This is a genomic window from Sagittula sp. MA-2 (genome assembly GCF_030126985.1).
GTDB lineage: Bacteria > Pseudomonadota > Alphaproteobacteria > Rhodobacterales > Rhodobacteraceae > Sagittula.
On record NZ_CP126145.1, the window covers coordinates 1,686,286 to 1,703,725 of the forward strand.

Sequence of the window (17,440 nt, forward strand, 5' to 3'; positions counted from 1 at the left end):
AATCGACTGACCGGACCGCAGATTCCGGGACCGTGTTTGCGGCCTGTCAGTCCACCTTTGACATCGCGGTCAGGATGCGGCGGGCGGAGTCGGGGTTGATGTCCGTGTCCCGGATCGCCGATCCACGCGTCTCGTCCCTTTGTGTCCCGGTGCCGGAGGGCGGTGCTGTCCACTGCTCGGCAGGCAGGACGAGCGCTATGCGCAGGCCGGCGCGCGGCGCGCGGGTGATGTGCACCAGCCCGCCCGATTGCCGGGTGAATCCCGAGACGGCGGAGAGCCCGAGGCCCGAGGCCTCCGTCTTGCCCTTGGTGGTGTAGAACGGCTCCGTCAGCAGGGCGAGCGCCTCCTCGGGCACGCCCGGGCCGTTGTCCTCGACGAAGATGACGGTATAGGGCGGCGGGCTTTCGGCGTTATGTGCCGGGTCGGGAGGGGCATCGCGTGTCTCCACCCAGATGCGAACCTTGCCGTTCCCGAGCGTGGCGTCCTGCGCATTCAGGCAGAGCTGCACGAGGCAGGTTTCCAGCATGTCGGCATCCACGTAGGCGGTCGGGGCGTCGGCCGGTGGTACGATCGTGATCTGCATCCCCGGGTCGAGCAGATCGCCCAGCAGGTCCTGCAGCCGGTCGAGGAAGCCGCCGAGGGGCAGGCTCATGGGGTTGAGGCGCGTGCGGCCCGAGGAGGCGAGCAGTTGCTGCACGGTGGAGGCTGCCCGGCGCGCGGCCCTGCGGCTGAGGTCGAGTGCGGCCATCCGATCCTCCGGCGTGTCGAGCATCTCGAACAGTTCGAGATGGCCGAGGATGACGGTCAGCTGGTTGTTGAAGTCATGCGCCACGCCGCCGACGAACTGGTTCAGCGCGCGGGCCTTCTGGGCGTTGGCGTACTTCTGCTGCGCTTCGCGCAGCTGTGCCTGTTGCCGCGCGTCGGCCAGCAGCGAGACGATGACATAGGTCGTCAGGGCGCCGTCCGCGACGAGGACCAGCGCGGCCTCCTGCCAACTGCGCGTCAGCGGCAGGGCAATCGCCGCCGCCGCCCCGAAGATCGTCAGCAGAAGGCATATGTCGACGGCAATGATCGCACTGTCCCTCTGACGCCTGTGCAGCAGGTAGATCGTGTAGCCGATCAATGTGACCGCGGCGGCAAAAATCATGCCGGGGCCGGGGGCGTCGGCGAGGATCCAGATCGGCAGAGACAGGAAGATCAGGCCGGAGATGGCGTAGGCCGCAAGCACGACCGCGATGTCGAACAGCGGCGTGCGCACATTCCGCCGCGCAAGCAGCGCCATGATCGTCAGTTCCGAGCCGGTGTGTGCAATGAACCAGAGGATGACGAGCGGGTCTGGCCGGGCGATGTAATAGGCGGTGGCGCCGATGCCGACGAGCAGGATGCGCAGCAGCGTGTCGGACCGCGATCTGTGCTCGGCCCGGCGAATCTCCTCGAGCCTGTCGTCGTATGTTGGAGAACCCATAGCGTGCACCCTGCGCGTCCCGACCCCCGGCAAGCGCCGGAAACCGGATGCCATCATAGGCGGGCGGAGACAATCGCTCTATGGACGTCAGGGTGGTATTGCCCCGCGGCGCGGTCTCATGCGTATAGGGCTGGCGCCTTTGGGTTGCGCCAGCCCGCTGCTGTCATCTCAGGATGGAGCGACCGGCATAGATCGCGGTGTCTTCCAGCATCTCCTCGATCCGGATGAGCTGGTTGTACTTCGCAAGCCGGTCGGAGCGCGCGAGGCTGCCGGTCTTGATCTGGCCGCAGTTGGTGGCGACGGCGAGATCGGCGATGGTGGCGTCCTCGGTTTCGCCGGACCGGTGCGACATCACGTTGGTCATGCGCGCGCGGTGCGCCATCTCGACCGCCTGGAGCGTTTCCGTCAGCGTGCCGATCTGGTTGACCTTCACCAGCATGGAGTTGGCGCAGCCCTTCTCGATGCCCATCGACAGGCGCTTGGGGTTGGTGACGAACAGGTCGTCGCCCACAAGCTGGCAGCGGTTGCCAAGAACGTCGGTCAGCATCTTCCAGCCGTCCCAGTCGTCCTCGGCGCAGCCGTCCTCGATGGAGATGATCGGGTAGTCGTTTACCAGCGCCTCGAGGTACTTCACGTTGTCGTCCGGCGAGAGCGACAGGCCTTCACCCTTCATCTCGTACTTACCGTCCTTGAAGTACTCGGTAGAGGCGGCGTCGAGCGCGAGGTAGATGTCTTCGCCCGGCTTGTAGCCCGCTTTCTCGATGGACTTCAGGATGAAATCGAGCGCGTCGCGCGTGCCTTTCAGTTCCGGTGCAAAGCCGCCCTCGTCGCCGAGGCCGGTGGACATACCCGCCGCCGAAAGCTCCTTCTTCAGGGTGTGGAAGACCTCGGACCCCATGCGCACGGCGTCGGCGATGTTCTCTGCCGCGACCGGCATGATCATGAATTCCTGGATGTCGATCGGGTTGTCCGCGTGCTCGCCGCCGTTGATGATGTTCATCATCGGGACGGGCAGGGTGCGGGCAGAGGTGCCGCCGACGTAGCGGAACAGCGGCTGGCCGGAGAAGTCGGCGGCGGCCTTCGCACAAGCCAGCGACACGCCGAGGATCGCATTGGCGCCGAGGCGGCCCTTGTTGTCGGTGCCGTCGAGCTCGATCATCGTGAGGTCGATGGCGACCTGTTCGGTGGCGTCGAAGCCGACGATGTTCTCGGCGATCTCGCCGTTCACGCTGGCAACCGCATCGCGGACGCCCTTGCCCATGTAGCGCGACTTGTCGCCGTCGCGCTTCTCCACGGCCTCGTGCACGCCGGTCGATGCACCGGAGGGCACGGCGGCCCGGCCCATGGTGCCGTCTTCGAGGAGAACGTCGACCTCGACGGTCGGGTTGCCGCGGCTGTCGAGGATCTCGCGGGCGTGGATGTCGATGATGGTGCTCATGGCTGTCTCCGGAGCTGGGCGTTTGTCCGGAGGTTTATCAGGCCGGGGGGGAAAGTAAACGGTGGCGTTACCGCTAACACGCCTTCTGGCGTGCGGGTTGCGCTAACGCCGGTGCCGCGGGCGCCACGGTGCGGGCGATGGCGCGTTCCCTGAGGAAGGTGTAGAGCCCCGCGGCAAAGATGATCCCGGCGCCGAGATATGTCATCAGGTCGGGACGGTCGCCGAAGATCAGCATGCCGAGCGCCGGGGTGAACAGCAGGCGGGTGTAGCGGAAGGGCGCTACGACAGAGGCCGGGGCCATGCGCATCGCCGTCGTGATGGCGAGGTAACCCAGCGTGGTCACGACGATGGCCCCCAACATGAACCACAGCGTCGGGGCAGAGTAATCCGACGGCCGGTCAGCCAGGCTCCACAGCAGGATGCCCGCGGGGATGGTCACGGCGAAGCCCCAGGTTGAAATGGCGAGGGCCGGGATGTGCGACGGCGAAAGGCGGGTGACGAGGTCGCGGCCCGAGAGGCCAGCAATGCCCATCACCGCAAAGAGTTCGTACCCGGTGAAGCTGGCCGACCACGGGCGGATCACCAGCAGCATGCCCAGGATCCCGGCGGCCACGGCGAACCAGCGGCGCGGGCCGATAACTTCCTTCAGGAAGATCGCCGCACCGATGGTGACGATCAGCGGTCCGGTCTGCATGATCGCCGCGAAAACCGGCAGAGACACATGGGCCAGGCCGTTGACGAGACCGATGGCGCCGATGATCTCGAATCCGTTGCGCAGGAGGATCATCGGGTGCAGCGCGTCCCTGGTCAGGACCTTCACCCGCATTGCCATGGCCAACGCGATGAAGAACACCGTGCCGCCGATGGCAACGAGGGTCATCGCCTCGCCGATGGGCGCGCGCTGGGTGGCCAGCTTGTAGAAGGCGTCGGACCCGGCCAGCAGGGCCATGGACAGGATCATGAGAAGAATGGCGCGGAGGGTCATGCGGCCTTGTGACCGGGTTTGCAGGATTCGGCAAGATGCATGCCGAGCGCACATTTCTGCTGGTGTCAGGGAACCGCCGCCGCCGTCGATCGAGGGTCAGGCGGGCGACATGACCGGCGGATTGTCAGTTCGATGCGGTCTGCAGTTCCTGCAGGTGGGCTGCACATCCGCGCAGCGCCGCGTAGTCGTCGGTGACAAGATGCACCGGGAACTGTTCCATGAAGGCGGCGAACCGCCCCTTGTCCCGGAACGCCTCGGCAAAGCCCAGGTCCATCAGGTGCGGCCCGAGGTGCCGGATGACGCCGCCGACAAGGAAGACGCCGCCGAAGGGCAGGTTTGTCAGGGCAAGGTCGCCCGCGTACCGTCCGAGGTAGCGCACGAAGATCGTCGCGGCCTTCCGGGCGCGGTCCTCGCCTGCCGCATAGGCCTCCATGACCGTTGCCGCATCGCGCCGCCCGGCGCCGTCGCCGATGAACTCGTCGAGGTTCTCGAGCCCGCGCCCTGACAGGATCTCTTCCATGCCTGAAGACGGTAGGCGCGTGCTCATCCAGTCGATCAGCCGCAGCTCCTCCGCATCGCGGGCCTGAAGGGTGATGTGCCCGGCCTCTGCCGCGGGGACCAGCGTCAGCGTCCCTGAGGTATGCACCGGCACCGCGTTGAGCCCGGTGCCGACGTTCACGACCAGCCGCACGTCGCTAGGCGCGGCTTGGCCAGGCATCAACGTCAGGAGGCTGCCCGCATCCAGATGCGGGACGGAGTGGCCCTGCGCCTGCAGGTCGTTCAACACCACCACGCGCGCGCCGCCGGTGCGGGCCGACAGGGCCCGCGCATCGATCGTCCAGTCGAGATTGGTGAGCGTGCCGACCCCATCCTTCACCGGCCCGGCCATGTCGATGCAGATCGCGCCGACCAGCGGATAAGCGGAAAGGTAGGAGTCGAGGATCGGCTCGAGGCCTGAATGTTCGGCGTTGCGGTAGCGCTGGATGGTGCCGGTCAGCACCTCGCCCCCGTCGCAGAGGGCGACACGTGTGTTCGTGCCGCCGATGTCGACGGTTACGGAAACGGGGGTGATCATGGCTGATCCCTTCAGCTTTGCAGCGCGGCCTTGAGTTCGTGGTAGGAGGATTTCGCCGTTCTTTCAAGTGTTTCGAAGTCGACGTGCACCAGACCGAAGCGCTTTTCATACCCCAGGGCCCACTCGTAGTTGTCGAGCAGCGACCAGATGAAATAGCCCGACACCGGCACGCCCGCGGCAATTGCCCGCTGCACCGCGTCGAGGTGATCCTCAAGGAAGGCGGTCCGCGAGGGATCCTTCACGGCGCCGTCGACCAGCACGTCCGGAGAGGCCATGCCGTTTTCGGTGACGTAAAGCGGCAGGTCGCCGGTGTACTCTTTGGCGGTGCGCGTCAGGAAATCTTCCAGCCCCTGCGGGTAAATCTCCCAGTCCATGAAGGTCTTGGGCAGCGGCCCTTCGACCTCTTTCAGTGAGGGGAAGGGCGTTGCATCCGGCGCAATCAGCTTGCGGGTGTAGTAGTTCAGCCCGCACCAGTCGAGCGGCGCCTGGATCGTCGGGAAGTCGTCCTGCCAGCCCTCCGGCAGATGCGGCTCCAGCCCGTCGAGCGCCGCCTGCGGGTAGGCGCCCTTGAACACGCCGCCCAGGAACCAGCGGTTGTAGATCGCGTCGTAGCGGGCGGCGGCGGCCTGCGCCTCGGGCGTGCCATTGGCCGGCGTCGCCCATTCGAGATTGAAGACCCCGCCGAGGTTCGACATGCCCAGGCCACGCATCGTCTGGATCGCCGTGCCGTGGGCCAGCAGGACGTGGTGCATCGCGCGGGCAGCGGCGCGCACGTCGCGCAGGCCGGGTGCGTGGCCGCCCATGAAGTGCGACAGCCACGCCACGCACCACGGTTCGTTGATCGGCGCGACCGAGAACATCCGGTCGCCAAGCCGCTCCATGGCGATCTCGGTAAACTCGCCGAACCAAGCTGCGATGTCGCGGTTGCGCCAGCCGCCCTTGTCGGCCAGCGCGGAGGGCAACTCCCAGTGATAGAGCGTGGCACAGGGCTTCAGGCCGCGTTCCAGCATCGCGTCGGTCAGCCGGTCGTAGTAATCCAGACCTTCTTCGTTCGGCGTGCCGGTGCCCTCGGGCAGAACGCGCGCCCAGCTGATAGAGAAGCGGTAGGCATCGAGCCCCGCCGCCTTCACCAGGTCGAGATCCTCGGCGAAGCGGTGATAGTGGTCGCAGGCGCGGTCGCCGTTCTCGGCACGGACCACGTTGCCGGGGGTGGCGGCGAAGTCGTCCCAATGGGTGCGGCCCGCACCGCCGAAGGCATGACCCTCGATCTGGTAGGCGGACGTTGCGGTACCGAAGAGGAAGGCTTCGGGGAAATCGGATCGCTTGTGGCGCATGGAGAAACCTTATGTCGGTTGGGGGACCTTGCGGGCCGGGCCGGTGGAGGTGCCGATGATCAGCTCTGCCTCCATGAGGTGTGTCAGGGGTTTGCCGCCGGGATTGCGGATCTGGTCCAGCAGCATCTCCGCCGCACGTTCCCCGGCCTCGCGAACGGAGGAGCGTGTGGCGGTGAAGATCGGCACGGAATGCCCGTTCTTGAGGTATCCGAGGTCGTCGTCATGAGTGATGACCGAGATGTCGCGCCCCATCTGCAGCCCGGCATCGTGGATCGCGCGGCGCACACCGATGGCCGTGATCATCGACGAGACGAGGAAGGCTGTCGGCGGGCGGTCGGCGGCCAGCATTTCGGCGGCGGTGCGGAAGCCGTAGACCTCCGTCATTTCCTCGGCCCGCATCAGGGCCGGGTCGGGTGTCATGCCGCGCCCTGCCAGTGCCGCCTCGTAGCCGATTCGGCGGCGATAGGCGAAATCCATGAACTCCAGCCCGTTGATCAGGGCGATGCGTTCGTGGCCGAGGTCCAGCAGGAATTCCGTCGCACGCTGGAAGGCCCCGGCGTTGTTTATGTCGAGCCAGGAGTACGGCTCCGTCACCTGGGAGGCGCGGCCATGCACCAGGAAGGGCATTCCGAGCTCCGCCAGCAAGGCGATTCGCGGGTCGGACATCTTCGGGCCGTGCACGATGATGCCGTCGACGATCCCGCGCGCGTCGATGGAACGGTAGGCCTTTTCCTCCTCCATGTCGGAGACGAGGGAGATGACGATCTCGTACCCGGCGCGGGAGTAGGCGTTGCCGGCGCCCGCGATGAAATCGCCGAAGATGGGGTTCACCATCTCATGGCTGGCAGAGATTGGAAGGATGTGACCGATGGCATGGGCGCGGCCTGTCGCGAGCCCCTTGGCGCGCGTGTTGGGGCTGTAATTCATGTCGCGCGCGGCCTGTTTGACGCGCGCTCTCGTCTTCTCGCTCACCTCCGGATAGCCGTTCAGCGCACGGCTGACGGTCGTCTGCGACAGGTGGAGATGCTCTGCGAGTTCCTTGAGGTTCATTGTGCCATGTGATCCAAAGCGCTTTGGCTTTGTCAAGGGAATGTTCGTGAACAGGGCATGATGCAATGCGGCGCTTTATGCTGCATCGCAGCGGCGCTTTTCATTAATTTGTTGGACGCACGGTTGACACACGCTATTGATTAGGAAAGGCTGACCTCGCTCAAAGCGCTTTGGATCTCTCTGCCGGAGCGGGCGTGGTTGGGCTCAGTTTCACCCGCCGGCAGGCGGGATACCGGGAGGACGTATTCATGAAAACTTCGCTTTATGCCGGTGTTGCCCTTTGCACGCTGGGTGCCGGAGCAGCGCAGGCAGAGGACCTGACGGTCTTCGGTCCGTGGCTCGGGCCGGACCAGGAAATGGTCGAAACCGTGCTGGATGCCTTCGCCGAACAGTCGGGCCACAACGTGTCCTACGTCGGCTCCGACAGCTTCGAGCAGCAGATCCTTGTCGACGCCGAAGCCGGCTCTGCGCCGAACGTGTCGGTGTTCCCGCAGCCGGGTCTCGCGTCCGACATGGCTTCGCGCGGTTTCCTCACCCCGCTGGGCGAAGACGTGGCCGACTGGGTGGCCGAGAACTACGCGGCCGGGCAGTCCTGGGTCGACCTCGGCACCTATGCCGGTCCGGACGGCGAGGATCATCTCTACGGTTTCTTCTACAAGGTCGATGTGAAGTCGCTGGTCTGGTACGTGCCGGAAAACTTCGAGGACGCGGGCTACGAGGTTCCCGAGACGCTGGAAGACCTCAAGGCGCTGACCGAGCAGATGGTCGAGGACGGCGAGACGCCGTGGTGCGTCGGGCTCGGGTCCGGCGGTGCGACCGGCTGGCCGGCGACCGACTGGGTCGAGGACATGATGCTGCGCACGCAGTCGCCCGAGGACTACGACGCCTGGGTCAGCAACGACCTGAAGTTCAACGACCCGAAGGTGGTTGGTGCGATCGAGGAATTCGGCTGGTTCATCGAGGATGGCCGCGTGGCCGGGGGCCGGGGCGCCGTCGCCTCCACCGACTTCCGCGACAGCCCGAAGGGTCTCTTTGCCTCGCCGCCGCAGTGCTACATGCACCACCAGGCGTCGTTCATCCCGGCCTTCTTCCCGGAAGGCACCGAAGTGGGGCTGGACGCGGATTTCTTCTACTTCCCGGCCTACGCCGAGAAGGACCTCGGCACGCCGGTTCTGGGTGCGGGCACCCTCTGGGCCATCACCAACGAGAACCAGGCCGCGCATGACCTGATCACCTGGCTCCAGACGCCCGAGGCGCACGAAATCTGGATGGGCCTCAAAGGCTTCCTGACCCCGCACAAGGGTGTCGACCCGGAGGCGTTCTCCGACCCGACGCTGCGCAAGATGAACGAGATCCTGTTGGGCGCCACCACCTTCCGCTTCGACGGCTCCGACCTGATGCCGGGCGGCGTGGGCGCTGGTTCCTTCTGGACCGGCATGGTGGACTACGCCGGAGGCGAATCCGCCGAAGCGGTGGCGACCGAGATCCAGGAAAGCTGGGACGCGCTGAAGTAAGCGCCTGAACGAAGTCCGCCCCGGACACATGCCGGACGCCCGCGTGGCGCCGGGTCCGGGGCGGGGTTGCATACAGCGGGGGAGACGGGCCGATGCATCCGGCGCTACAGGGTCTTTTGACGATCGTGATCGGAGTGGGTGCGTGTCTCGCCTACTTCTGGGCCTCGAACCAGATCCTGGACAAGGTTCTGTTCCCGGCCAAGGGCCCCAAGGCGGGGCGCAACATCAACCGCGCCAACATGGTGCGGCCGTGGCTCTTCCTGTTTCCTGCGCTCTTTGCGCTGACGCTCTACCTTGCATATCCGGTGCTCGAAACGCTGCGCCTGTCGCTGACCGACCGGCGGATGGGCGGTGCGTGGACCGGGTTCGACAACTACACTCAGATGTTCTCCGAGGCGAAGTTCTGGGAGGCGATGCGCAACAACATGCTCTGGCTGATAGTCGTGCCCGCGCTGTCGACCGCCTTCGGGCTGATCGTGGCGCAGCTGACCGACCGGCTGCGCTGGGGCAACGTGGCGAAGTCGCTGATCTTCATGCCCATGGCAATCTCGTTCGTCGGCGCGTCGGTGATCTGGAAACTGGTCTACGACGCCCGCCCGCCGGGCACCGAGCAGATCGGCGTGCTGAATGCCCTCTACGTGTTCTTCACCGGCGGCGAGCCGCAGCAGTGGCTGACGATCCCGCTGTGGAACAACTTCTTCCTGATGGTGGTGCTGATCTGGATCCAGACCGGCTTTGCCATGGTGATCCTCTCTGCCGCCCTGCGCGGCATCCCCGAAGAGACGGTCGAGGCGGCCATCGTCGATGGCGCCGGTCCCTTCCAGATCTTCTTCAAGATCAAGGTGCCGCAGATCTATCCGACCATCATGGTGGTCTGGACGACGATCACGCTGGTGGTGCTGAAGATCTTCGACATCGTGTTCGCCATGACCAATGGCCAGTGGGGCACGCAGGTTCTGGCCAACTACATGTTCGACAAGCTGTTCCGGGCCAACGACTGGGGCGTGGGGTCCGCCTCGGCCATCATCATCATGGTCCTCGTGACGCCGATCCTCGTGTGGAACGTGGTGCAGGCGCGCCGGGAAATGCGCTGATGCGCAGGACGGTCGCGCAGGGATAAAGGGGCAGGGGCTCGTTATGGACAATATCGCAGGACACAAGTCGTCGCTGACATGGGCGGTGAACATCTCCGTCGTGGTGATCGTGGCGCTCTGGCTGTTCCCGACCGTGGGGCTGTTCGTGTCGTCCTTCCGGACGGCGGACCAGATCGCCACCACCGGATGGTGGAAGGCGCCCATCGCCGCCGAGCAGAACCTCGTGCTGCGCACCAAGGCCCCGGACCAGCAGGTGCAGGAGGGCGACCTCTACGTCATCGCCGGCAACCTCTTTGACGAGGAGGGCCGCGACCGGCTGGACATCTCGGCCTGGGGCACGTCCTCGCGTGATGTGGCGGCCTATGAACCGGGCGACACGGCCGAGGACGACCAGATGCGCATCTCCGTGGCGGAGAACGGCGACTACCGCATCGAAAGTCCCGTCGCGATGGAGGGCCGCCGCGGCGAGCGTCTGTTCGTCACAGCACTGGTGCCGCCGGAGTTCACGCTCGACAACTACCGGCAGGTGCTGACCTCCGGCAACGCGACCGACAGCATGGCCAAGGCCTTCTTCAACACGCTGACGGTGACGATCCCTGCGACGATCATCCCGATCGTGGTGGCGGCCTTTGCGGCCTATGCGCTGGCATGGATGGATTTCCCGGGCCGCGCGCTGCTGATCGCCTTCGTCGTCGGCCTGCTGGTCGTGCCGCTGCAACTGGCGCTGATCCCGCTGCTGAAGCTGCACCTGCAGATCGGCATCGGCAAGGGCTACCTCGGGACGTGGCTGGCGCACACGGCCTTCGGGTTGCCACTCGCGATCTACCTGCTCAGGAACTACATGGCCGGGCTGCCGCGCGACATCATCGAGAATGCGCGCGTGGACGGGGCGACGGACTTCCAGATCTTCACCAAGATCATCCTGCCGCTCAGCTATCCGGCGCTGGCAAGCTTCGCGATCTTCCAGTTCCTCTGGACGTGGAACGATCTGCTGGTGGCCAAGGTCTTCCTGATCGACGCCACCGGCCAGACCACAGTGATGACCAACCAGATCGTCGAACTGCTGGGGACGCGCGGCGGCAACTGGGAAATCCTCGCCACCGCGGCCTTCGTCAGCATCGCCGTGCCGCTGGTCGTGTTCTTCGCCATGCAGAGATACCTGGTGCGCGGCCTCCTGGCCGGCTCTGTGAAATGAGATGAAACCCGCCCCGGGACAAGGACCGGGGCCCCGGCCGCGGGCCGGTCACGACAAGGCGCCGGACGCCGTCCGGGCCTGAAAAGGGAAAGAAAATGACAGACTCGAGCATCGACAAGGACTGGTGGCGCGGCGGAGTGATCTACCAGATCTACCCCCGCAGCTACCAGGACTCCAACGGCGACGGGATCGGCGACCTCAACGGCATCACGGCGCGCCTCTGGCACGTCGCGAGCCTTGGCGTGGACGCGATCTGGATCTCGCCGTTCTTTACCTCTCCGATGAAGGACTTCGGTTACGACGTGAGCGACTACTGCGACGTCGACCCGATGTTCGGCTCGCTCTCGGACTTCGACACGATGGTCGAGACGGCGCATCTGCACGGCATCAAGGTGATGATCGACCTTGTGCTGTCGCACACCTCGGACTTGCACCCTTGGTTCGTGGAAAGCCGGTCGTCGCGCACCAATGCGAAATCCGACTGGTACGTGTGGTCCGATCCGCAACCCGATGGCACACCGCCGAACAACTGGCTGTCGATCTTCGGCGGCTCGGCCTGGCAGTGGGACACCACGCGTGAACAGTACTACCTGCACAACTTCCTGACCTCGCAGCCGGACCTCAACTTCCATTGCCCCGAGGTGCAGGACGCCTTGCTGGAGGTGGTGCGGTTCTGGCTGGACCGGGGGGTGGACGGCTTCCGCCTCGACACGATCAACTTCTACGTGCACGATCAGGAGCTGCGTTCCAACCCGCCGCTCCCGCCCGAACGCCGCGACGACTCCATCGCGCCGAAGGTGAACCCCTACAATCACCAGGAGCACATCTATTCGAAGAACCGGCCCGAGAACATCGCCTTCCTCGAACGGTTCCGCGCTCTGCTGGACGAATACGAAGGCAAGACCGCCGTGGGCGAGGTCGGCGACGCGCAGCGCGGGCTGGAGATCATGGGAGAGTACACGCGCGGCACCAAGCGCGTGCACATGTGCTATTCTTTCGAGTTCCTGTCGAACACCTATCCCTCTGCCGAGCGGGTGGTGAAGGTGATGAACGACGTGGACGAGCGGGCGAATGGCGGCTGGCCCTGCTGGGCATATTCCAACCATGACGTTGTGCGCCACGCTTCGCGCTGGAACCTGCCCCCGGCGGCGCTGCGGGCGCTGACGACCCTGCAGATGTGCCTGCGCGGGTCGGTCTGCATTTACCAGGGCGAGGAACTGGGCCTGCACGAGGCCGACGTGGCCTACGAGGACCTTCAGGACCCCTACGGCATCGCCATGTGGCCGGAGTTCAAGGGCCGCGACGGTTGCCGCACGCCGATGGTCTGGGACGCGCAGGCGGTGAACGGCGGGTTCTCTGACGCCCACCCCTGGCTGCCAGTCAGCTTCGAGCACATCCGCGCCGCCGTGTCGGCGCAGGAGGAAGACCCGGGCGCGCTCTTGCACCACTATCGCAAGGCCATCGCCTTCCGTCACAGCCACATGGCGCTGAAGAAGGGCGAACACTACGGGATGGACCACACCGGCACCGTCGTGCACTTTTTCCGCAAGCATGACGACGAGGAGATCTTCGTGGCGATCAACCTGTCGGGCGAGCCGTCGAACATCGAGATGCCGGAAGGCAGTTGGTTCCAGATCGGGCAGGAACTGGGCAGCGCCGCACCGGGACCGGACGGCAAGCTGCATCTGGGTCCGTGGCAACCTGCGCTTGCGCTGCGCAATACGCACTGAAGCGATAGAAGGGGGAGGGGCATGGCTGGACTGAAACTCAGGGACGTCGAAAAGACGTATGGCGGCACGGTCAACGTGCTGAACGACATCAACCTCGACGTCGAGGCCGGCGAACTGATCGTGTTCGTCGGGCCGTCGGGCTGCGGAAAGTCGACGCTGCTCAGGATGATCGCGGGGCTGGAGAAGATCACCGGCGGGACGCTGGAGATCGACGGGCAGGTGGTCAACGACGTGCCGCCCGCGCAGCGTGGCATCGCCATGGTCTTCCAGTCCTACGCGCTCTACCCGCACATGACGGTGCGCGACAACATGGCCTTCGCGCTGAAACTGGCAAAGAAGACCCCGGCCGAGATCGAGGAGGCGGTGAACCGCGCCGCGAAAATGCTTCAGCTGGAACCCTACCTGGACCGTCTGCCCAAGGCCCTGTCCGGCGGTCAGCGGCAGCGGGTGGCCATCGGACGCTCCATCGTGCGGGACCCGAAGGTGTTCCTGTTCGACGAACCGCTGTCGAACCTGGACGCCGCGTTGCGGGTCGCCACTCGGATCGAGATTGCCCAGCTCAAAGAGTCGATGCCGGACCGAACGATGATCTACGTGACCCACGATCAGGTGGAGGCGATGACGCTTGCCACGCGCATCGTGGTGCTGGCCAACAAGGGCATCGCGCAGGTCGGCACGCCTCTCGATCTGTATGAACGGCCCAACAGCGAGTTCGTGGCGCAGTTCATCGGTTCCCCGTCAATGAACCTGCTGCCCGGCGAGGTGATCGCCACGGGCGAGCAGACCACCGTGCGCCTCGAGGGCGGCGGAACCGCGCTGTCGAACGTGCCGACGAAGGACAGCGACATGGGGCTGAAGGTGAAGGTCGGCATCCGGCCCGAGGACTTCACCCGGACTACGGGCGAGGCGATCTTCTCGGGCGAGGTGGCCATCACCGAGGCGCTCGGCGAGGTCACGCTGCTGTACTTCGTGGCGGAGAAGGATTCGGACGCAGTCATCGCGAAGCTGCCGGGCATCCATGTCGGAATGCGCGGGCAGACCGTGCCGCTGACAGCAGTGCCGGAGAAGGTGCACCTGTTCGCGGACGGCGTGTCGCTGCTTTACCGCTGAATTTAAGGGGCGCGGCGCGTCAGTGCCGCGCACCAGTTCGGGGACACGCCCCGGTTACTCGACTTCGCCACCGGCGCGGCGCCAGTGCCCCAGCCCGCCGATGTTGTGCACCTCGGCATGGCCCATCCGTTCCAGCATCTGTTTCGCCATGGCCGACCGCGCGCCCGACGCGCAGTAGACGGCGATGGGCTTGCCGTCCTTCAGTTCGGGCACACATTCCGGCGACCGCGGATCGGCGCGCATCATCAGCGTCGCGCTGGGGATGTTGATCGCGCCCTTCGCCTTGCCGCCGGATGCCAGTTCCGACGGATCGCGAACATCGACCAGAACGATGTCACCTGCGGCGGTGCGTGCCACCGCATCCGCTGCGGTCATGCCCGCCGGGGTCATGGTGCGTTGATTGAATGCGAACATTTTCGGCGTCTCCTGTGCTCTTGCGGCAATATATACATTCCGATTTTAGAATGTAAAGGCGCGACATTGATGTTCGGTTAATGTTCTCATTTTCCGATTGGCCCGGGCGCATGTTTCAACTATGTCTAAAACGTTCATCGACCCGGGGAGTCCCCATGCCAGAGCTGAAGCAGATCGAGGTGCGTGGCGCGCGCGAGCACAATCTGAAATCGATCGACGTGGATATTCCGCGGGATCAGCTGGTTGTCATCACCGGCCTGAGTGGATCGGGCAAGTCATCGCTCGCCTTCGACACGATTTATGCCGAAGGACAGCGGCGCTATGTCGAGTCGCTCTCGGCCTACGCGCGGCAGTTCCTCGACATGATGGAGAAGCCCGACGTCGACCACATCAGCGGTTTGTCGCCGGCGATCTCCATCGAGCAGAAGACGACCTCGAAGAACCCGCGCTCGACCGTCGGCACGGTGACGGAGATCTACGACTACCTCCGCCTGCTGTTCGCGCGCGTCGGCACACCCTATTCGCCTGCCACCGGCAAGCCCATCGAGGCACAGCAGGTGCAGGACATGGTCGACCGGGTCATGGACATGGAGGAGGGAACGCGCGCCTATCTTCTGGCGCCCATCGTGCGCGACCGGAAGGGGGAGTACCGCAAGGAGTTCCTCGAACTGCGCAAGCAGGGTTTCCAGCGGGTCAAGGTGGACGGCACGTTCTACGAACTGGACGAGCCGCCGACCCTCGACAAGAAGTTCCGCCATGACATCGACGTGGTGGTGGATCGCGTCGTCGTGCGCGATGGGATGCAGACCCGGCTTGCCGACAGCTTCCGCACGGCGCTGGACCTCGCCAACGGCATCGCCATCCTGGAAACCGCGCCGAAGGAAGGCGAGCCGGAGCGCATGACGTTCTCGGAGAATTTTGCCTGCCCGGTCAGCGGGTTCACCATCCCGGAGATCGAGCCGCGGCTGTTTTCGTTCAACGCCCCCTTCGGCGCCTGTCCGGAGTGTGACGGCCTGGGCGTGGAGTTGTTCTTCGACGAGCGGCTGGTTGTTCCCGACCAGACGCTGAAGATCAAGGACGGCGCGCTGGCGCCCTGGCGCAAGGGCAAGAGCCCGTATTTCATCCAGACCATCGACGCCATCGCCAAGCACTACGAGTTCGACAAGAACGCCCGCTGGAAGGACCTTCCGGCGCATGTGCAGCAGGTCTTCCTGTACGGCTCCGGCGAAGAGGAGATCCCGTTCCGTTACGATGAGGGCGGCCGCATCTACAACGTCACCCGCACCTTCGAGGGCGTCATTCCCAACATGGAACGGCGCTACCGCGAGACGGATTCGAGCTGGGTCCGCGAGGAGTTCGAACGGTATCAGAACAACCGTCCCTGCGGCGCCTGCAGCGGCTACCGCCTGAGGGAAGAAGCGCTGGCGGTGAAGATCGGTCCGTCCAGCGACAAGGAGCACCTGCTGCACGTCGGGCAGGTGGTGCAGATGTCGATCCGCCAGGCCTTCGACTGGTGCGAGACGGTGCCCGCCAACCTGACCCAGCAGAAGAACGAGATCGCCCGCGCCATCCTGAAGGAGATCCGCGAACGTCTCGGCTTCCTGAACAACGTGGGCCTCGAATACCTGACCCTCAGCCGGAACGCCGGGACCCTCTCGGGCGGCGAAAGCCAGCGCATCCGTCTGGCCAGCCAGATCGGCAGCGGCCTGACCGGCGTGCTCTACGTGCTGGACGAGCCGTCCATCGGCCTGCACCAGCGCGACAACTCCCGTCTGCTCGACACGCTGAAGAACCTCCGCGATCAGGGCAACACGGTGCTGGTGGTGGAACACGACGAGGAGGCGATCCGCGAGGCCGACTATGTCTTTGACATCGGTCCCGGCGCCGGTGTGCACGGCGGGCAGGTGGTGTCCAAGGGCACGCCCGAAGAGGTGCAGAACGACCCCGCCAGCCTGACGGGCCAGTACCTGTCCGGCGCGCGCGAGATCGCCGTCCCGACAGAGCGCCGCAAGGGCAACAAGAAGAAGCTGAAGGTGGTCAAGGCGACCGGCAACAACCTCAAGGAGGTGACGGCCGAGTTCCCGCTGGGCAAGTTCGTCTGCGTGACCGGCGTGTCCGGCGGCGGCAAGTCGACCCTGACCATCGAGACCCTTTTCAAGAGTGCGTCCATGGCGCTGAACGGCGCGCGCCAGACACCCGCGCCCTGCGAGACGATCAAGGGGCTGGAACACCTCGACAAGGTGATCGACATCGACCAGCGGCCCATCGGGCGCACCCCTCGGTCCAACCCCGCGACCTACACCGGCGCCTTCACCCCGATCCGCGACTGGTTCGCCGGTCTGCCGGAGGCTAAGGCGCGCGGTTACAAGCCCGGACGGTTCTCCTTCAACGTGAAGGGCGGCCGCTGCGAGGCGTGCCAAGGCGACGGTGTAATTAAGATCGAGATGCACTTCCTGCCCGACGTCTACGTCACCTGCGAGACCTGCAAGGGCAAACGCTACAACCGCGAGACGCTGGAAATCCTGTTCAAGGGCAAGAGCATAGCCGACGTTCTTGATATGACGGTCGAAGACGCGCAGGTCTTCTTCAAGGCTGTGCCGTCGATCCGCGACAAGATGGATGCGCTGATGCGCGTGGGCCTCGGCTACATCAAGGTCGGCCAGCAGGCGACGACCCTGTCGGGCGGCGAGGCGCAGCGCGTGAAGTTGTCGAAGGAACTGGCCAAGCGGTCCACGGGCCGCACGCTCTATATCCTCGACGAACCCACGACCGGCCTGCATTTCGAGGACGTGCGCAAGCTCCTCGAGGTGCTGCACGAACTGGTCGATCAGGGCAACACGGTCGTGGTGATCGAGCACAACCTCGACGTCATCAAGACTGCCGACTGGCTGATCGACATCGGTCCCGAAGGCGGTGACGGCGGCGGAGAGATCGTGGCCGTGGGCACCCCCGAGGAGGTCGCGGAGGTGGAGCGCAGCCACACCGGGCGCTACCTGAAGCCGATGCTCGAAGCCCGTAAGGTGGCTGCCGAATAGC

General features: G+C 65.2%; 13 protein-coding genes. 6 read left to right on the forward strand and 7 right to left on the reverse strand.

Features of this window, described 5'->3' with window-relative positions:
• Window positions 1-46: 46 nt before the first annotated feature.
• The 6 genes from QNI11_RS08445 to QNI11_RS08470 form a co-directional block, all read right to left on the reverse strand.
• Window positions 47-1,465, reverse strand: a complete 1,419-nt coding sequence (locus QNI11_RS08445) for an ATP-binding protein (RefSeq protein ID WP_283983080.1) — start codon at window positions 1,463-1,465, stop codon at window positions 47-49.
• Window positions 1,466-1,628: 163 nt separating this feature from the next.
• Entirely contained in the window at window positions 1,629-2,903 is a 1,275-nt protein-coding gene (gene eno, locus QNI11_RS08450) for a phosphopyruvate hydratase (protein WP_283983081.1), read from the reverse strand.
• 73 nt (window positions 2,904-2,976) lie between these two features.
• Complete coding sequence (locus QNI11_RS08455) at window positions 2,977-3,888, reverse strand: DMT family transporter (RefSeq protein WP_283983082.1); 912 nt, start codon at window positions 3,886-3,888, stop codon at window positions 2,977-2,979.
• Window positions 3,889-4,012: 124 nt separating this feature from the next.
• On the reverse strand, window positions 4,013-4,963 hold the full coding sequence (locus QNI11_RS08460; protein WP_283983083.1) for a glucokinase: 951 nt from the start codon (window positions 4,961-4,963) through the stop codon (window positions 4,013-4,015).
• Between the two features lie 11 nt (window positions 4,964-4,974).
• Window positions 4,975-6,297 carry a GH1 family beta-glucosidase gene (locus QNI11_RS08465; protein WP_283983084.1) on the reverse strand — a complete coding sequence of 441 codons (1,323 nt, stop codon included), beginning with the start codon at window positions 6,295-6,297 and terminating at the stop codon, window positions 4,975-4,977.
• A 9-nt stretch (window positions 6,298-6,306) separates the two neighbouring features.
• Window positions 6,307-7,347, reverse strand: a complete 1,041-nt coding sequence (locus tag QNI11_RS08470; protein WP_283983085.1) for a substrate-binding domain-containing protein — start codon at window positions 7,345-7,347, stop codon at window positions 6,307-6,309.
• Window positions 7,348-7,595: 248 nt separating this feature from the next.
• On the opposite strand from QNI11_RS08470, the gene QNI11_RS08475 reads away from it, so the two are divergent.
• The 5 genes from QNI11_RS08475 (at window position 7,596) to QNI11_RS08495 (ending at window position 13,990) form a co-directional block, all read left to right on the forward strand.
• Window positions 7,596-8,861, forward strand: a complete 1,266-nt coding sequence (locus QNI11_RS08475) for an ABC transporter substrate-binding protein (RefSeq protein ID WP_283983086.1) — start codon at window positions 7,596-7,598, stop codon at window positions 8,859-8,861.
• Window positions 8,862-8,953: 92 nt separating this feature from the next.
• On the forward strand, window positions 8,954-9,955 hold the full coding sequence (locus tag QNI11_RS08480; RefSeq protein WP_100926950.1) for a carbohydrate ABC transporter permease: 1,002 nt from the start codon (window positions 8,954-8,956) through the stop codon (window positions 9,953-9,955).
• Between the two features lie 43 nt (window positions 9,956-9,998).
• A complete protein-coding gene (locus QNI11_RS08485; RefSeq protein WP_100926949.1) occupies window positions 9,999-11,150 on the forward strand; it encodes a carbohydrate ABC transporter permease in 1,152 nt (383 codons plus the stop codon).
• Window positions 11,151-11,245: 95 nt separating this feature from the next.
• On the forward strand, window positions 11,246-12,880 hold the full coding sequence (locus QNI11_RS08490) for an alpha-glucosidase (RefSeq protein WP_283983088.1): 1,635 nt from the start codon (window positions 11,246-11,248) through the stop codon (window positions 12,878-12,880).
• 21 nt (window positions 12,881-12,901) lie between these two features.
• Window positions 12,902-13,990 (forward strand): ABC transporter ATP-binding protein, encoded by a 1,089-nt coding sequence (locus QNI11_RS08495; RefSeq protein WP_283983089.1) that lies wholly within the window; start codon window positions 12,902-12,904, stop codon window positions 13,988-13,990.
• A gap of 54 nt (window positions 13,991-14,044) precedes the next feature.
• Here the strand turns inward: QNI11_RS08495 and QNI11_RS08500 are convergent, their stop codons facing one another.
• On the reverse strand, window positions 14,045-14,404 hold the full coding sequence (locus QNI11_RS08500; RefSeq protein WP_283983090.1) for a rhodanese-like domain-containing protein: 360 nt from the start codon (window positions 14,402-14,404) through the stop codon (window positions 14,045-14,047).
• Between the two features lie 155 nt (window positions 14,405-14,559).
• Here QNI11_RS08500 and uvrA point away from each other — a divergent pair, with 155 nt between their 5' ends.
• Window positions 14,560-17,439, forward strand: coding sequence for an excinuclease ABC subunit UvrA (gene uvrA, locus QNI11_RS08505; RefSeq protein WP_100926946.1), 2,880 nt, complete (start codon window positions 14,560-14,562; stop codon window positions 17,437-17,439).
• Window position 17,440: the final 1 nt, after the last annotated feature.